The organism is Leptolyngbya sp. PCC 6406 (assembly GCF_000332095.2).
Taxonomy (GTDB): domain Bacteria; phylum Cyanobacteriota; class Cyanobacteriia; order Phormidesmidales; family Phormidesmidaceae; genus PCC-6406.
The window spans coordinates 373,320-376,133 of record NZ_KI913949.1 but is presented as its reverse complement, the minus strand read 5'-3'; the positions used below and the strand labels follow the sequence as shown (position 1 = coordinate 376,133).

The window sequence follows — 2,814 nt, the reverse complement described above, 5'->3', positions numbered from 1 at the left end:
GGTCGGCGGGGGCGGGGCGGGGGATGGCATCGCGGTTGAAGCTGAGTTGACCCAGGTTGCGACCGCTGCTGTTGGGGCTGTAGTAGCGGGCGACCCAGTACAGCAGGTGAAACAGGTCTTCGGTGAGTTGCAGGGCGTCGCGGGTGGTGATCTCGCCATCTTCGTGGACGGCGATGTTGCCGAGCTGTTGAATTAGGCGAATTTTAGGGAACAGGCCGGGGCTGAGGTTTTCTTTGAAGCTGGGGGCGTGGATGAGGTTAGAAAGTTTGGTGTCGTGGGGCGGTTCCAGGTAGGGGTCGGTTTGGTACAGCCATTTGACAGTTTGCTCTAGGGCGTAGCGGGCGTAGAAGCAACTGGCGCGGGGGCTGCTGTACACCAGACCTTCGGCTTGGGTGGCGTGGCGGTGTAGATCGGGGAAGTGGGGGTGCAGGAAGGCGAAGTTGGAGGCCATGGCGCGGGGGCCGAGGGGGTGGGCACTATGCCCATAGTGCCCCATTGGCTGGGCTTGTCTTACGTTCGGGGCTGAAAATCCCGTGAACCCACCCCCTGCCCCCTCCCAAGAGGGGGTTCTGAGATCTGACCCCCTCCAGGGAGGGGGTGCTGAAAAATCCCCTCCCTGGAGGGGTGCCCGAAGGGCGGGGTGGGTTCACTGGTGTGCCGGGAAGAACCCACCCCCTGCCCCCTCCCAAGAGGGGGTTCTGAGATCTGTCCCCTCCCAAGAGGGGGTTCTGAGATCTGCCCCCTCCAGGGAGGGGGTGCTGAAAAATCCCCTCCTGGGAGGGGTGCCCGGAGGGCGGGGTGGGTTGGTGCCCGAAGGGCGGGGTGGGTTCACTGGGGGGGATGGGCTGTGATCCATGCCGCGATCGCAACTACCACGCCTTCAAGATTCTGATGAATGTCAGCTTCTTGAAAGCGCAAAAACCGGACTCCTAAGGACTCTAAACGGGCCTGCCGTTCTTGGTCTTTAGCTTGGGCGGCGGCGCTGTCGTGGGAGGAACCATCTATCTCAATCGCGAGCATGAGTTGCTTGCAATAAAAATCGACGATGAATTGATCGATGGGGCGCTGGCGATCGAAGTCGTAACCGAGGAGTTGTTTCCCTTTGAGGCGATGCCAGAGTTTGGTTTCGCCGGGAGTCATATTTTGGCGAAGCTCGCGGGCGCGTTCTTTGAGTTTTGGGTTGTAGGGGATGATGCGGTAGGCCATGGGATGGGCAGGGTAGATGCTTGGGTGTAGGGTACCCGGAGGAACCCACCCCCTGCCCAAGAACCCACCCCCTGCCCCCTCCCAAGAGGGGGTTCTGAGATCTGTCCCCCTCCAGGGAGGGGGTGCTGAGAAATCCCCTCCTGGGAGGGGTGCCCGAAGGGCGGGGTGGGTTCACTGGTGTGCCGGGAAGAACCCACTCCCTGCCCCCTCCCAAGAGGGGGTTCTGAGATCTGTCCCCCTCCAGGGAGGGGGGCTGTGAGAAATCCCCTCCTTGGAGGGGTGCCCGAAGGGCGGGGTGGGTTCACTGGTGTGCTGGGAAGAACCCACCCCCTGCCCCCTCCCAAGAGGGGGTTCTGAGATCTGTCCCCTCCCAAGAGGGGTTCTGAGATCTGTCCCCCTCCCAAGAGGGGATCTGTAAGAAATCCCCTCCTTGGAGGGGTGCCCGAAGGGCGGGGTGGGTTCACTGGTGTGCCCATAGAGCATTCATTCTTGCTCTGAGTCTTCAGGCTCTCCGATCGCGCTCGACTCTGGCAACACTGGACAGGTCAATCCGGTAGGTCATGCTTCCAGGGTTAGACCATGCTTTTCATTTTGCTCGGCGATGAAGTCTTCAAAGCTGGAAAAGCGGCCTTGCTCAAAGTCATCTAGGCCCTGCTGAATGCCGTCTATGGCGGCCAGAAAGTCTTCGTCGTTGAGGCTGAGGCCCAGGGTGAGGACGGCAATGGCGATGTGTTGAATGTCTTGCCCGGTGGCTTCGGCCCGTTGGCGCAGAAGGGTTTCAACTTGGGGGGGAAGTTCTAAGGTGATCGACATTGCAGTTTGTTGGGGGGATGACGGCAATTCTGGGGCGATGTCTTCAATGGTAAGCGGTACCTCTACGGTGCCGGGAGGAACCCACCCCCTGCCCCCTCCCGAGAGGGGGTTCTGAGATCTGCCCCCTCCAGGGAGGGGTGCTGAAAAATCCCCTCCTGGGAGGGGTGCCCGAAGGGCGGGGTGGGTCGGTTGCCCGCAGGACGGGGTAGGCCAACCCCTCACAGATCTCCACGGAAGGCGCGTTGGAGGAGGGAGTTAAACTCTGCATCAGATTGCTCAGTCGCCATCTGATACTTATCTCGGAGTGAAAAGTTCTTCCAAACAAGGCCAGAGAATTCTTTTTGGAATTCTATCGGAGGGATAGGAGCATACATTTCAAGAAGTTTCTTTTGAGAAACGTTCAGCATCGAGCCACTTGTACCTGTAGCCTTTCGGGTGAGTAAGCTCCGGTACTTTGGCTCGGATAGCAGAAATCTTAAGTACTCACGAGTAGCAACCTCTTTTTTTGTCTTAGAGGGTGTCTGAAAAGCTGGAATGTAGGTATGAATTAGCACGTTAGTCGCCTTAACATGACTCGAATATTGGCCACATAAATCCATGCCTCAGCGGTCTCTGGTAGGCGCTCATAGTCTTTACTCAAGCGGCGGCAAAAAGTAAACCAGCCAAATGTGCGCTCCACCACCCACCGCTTGGGTAACAGCACAAATCCCTGCGCACAGTCGGGGCGCTTGATCACCTCAATCACCCATCGAAAGCGGTCCATGATCTCTTTCATGAAATCGTTACCGCTATATC

The 2,814-nt window shown here is 58.6% G+C and carries 4 protein-coding genes; all 4 read right to left on the bottom strand.

Going from position 1 to position 2,814, the window contains the following annotated elements:
- A partial coding sequence (locus tag LEP6406_RS26235) for a DUF4145 domain-containing protein (RefSeq protein ID WP_155834774.1) occupies positions 1-451 on the bottom strand: 451 nt, incomplete at its 3' end.
- Between the two features lie 377 nt (positions 452-828).
- The gene (locus LEP6406_RS0201780; RefSeq protein ID WP_027268747.1) at positions 829-1,206 is read right to left on the bottom strand and encodes an endonuclease domain-containing protein; all 378 of its coding nucleotides are present in this window, start codon (positions 1,204-1,206) and stop codon (positions 829-831) included.
- A gap of 558 nt (positions 1,207-1,764) precedes the next feature.
- The gene (locus LEP6406_RS0201775) at positions 1,765-2,019 is read right to left on the bottom strand and encodes a hypothetical protein (RefSeq protein ID WP_008315172.1); all 255 of its coding nucleotides are present in this window, start codon (positions 2,017-2,019) and stop codon (positions 1,765-1,767) included.
- A 547-nt stretch (positions 2,020-2,566) separates the two neighbouring features.
- Positions 2,567-2,814: transposase (locus LEP6406_RS0201765; RefSeq protein ID WP_155834773.1), on the bottom strand; the 248-nt coding region annotated here is incomplete at its 5' end.

What these genes read in the sequence shown, in the direction of transcription:
- LEP6406_RS0201780 (WP_027268747.1), bottom strand. Translation starts at nt 1,206, where the DNA reads ATGGCCTACCGCATCATCCCCTACAACCCAAAACTCAAAGAACGCGCC.
- LEP6406_RS0201775 (WP_008315172.1), bottom strand. Translation starts at nt 2,019, where the DNA reads ATGTCGATCACCTTAGAACTTCCCCCCCAAGTTGAAACCCTTCTGCGC.